Origin of the sequence: Pantoea sp. GbtcB22, from assembly GCF_019091025.1 — a bacterium.
Taxonomy (GTDB): Bacteria; Pseudomonadota; Gammaproteobacteria; order Enterobacterales; family Enterobacteriaceae; genus Pantoea; species Pantoea leporis.
This window is the reverse complement of sequence record NZ_JAGXKB010000808.1, coordinates 1-238: the sequence shown is the minus strand read 5'-3', so window position 1 is coordinate 238 and position 238 is coordinate 1. Positions and strand designations below refer to the sequence as shown.

Genomic DNA, 238 nt, shown 5'->3' with positions numbered 1-238 from the left:
CGAACCCGGCCGCGTGCCTGAGTTCGAGGAAGTCGAATTCGACGTCAAATCGGCATGGCTCGACCAACGGCAGCTCGACTTAAAGGGAGGCGCGTTTAAGGCAATGCGCGCTCGTTACACCGTCGTCGCGCCACCGCTCTACACCGTCGACTGGGCAAGTCTGCGAAATTCTCAAATACCGATCGCGACAGAGGCCTTGCCGCAGTGAGCGCGCAATCAATGCCTTGGCGTTGGCTTC

The 238-nt window shown here is 59.7% G+C and carries 1 protein-coding gene; it reads left to right on the top strand.

Going from position 1 to position 238, the window contains the following annotated elements; all coding sequences use genetic code 11:
* The coding region (locus KVT28_RS26745) for a hypothetical protein (RefSeq protein ID WP_217551339.1) at positions 1–208 on the top strand (208 nt) is incomplete at its 5' end.
* Between the last annotated feature and the right edge of the window lie 30 nt (positions 209–238).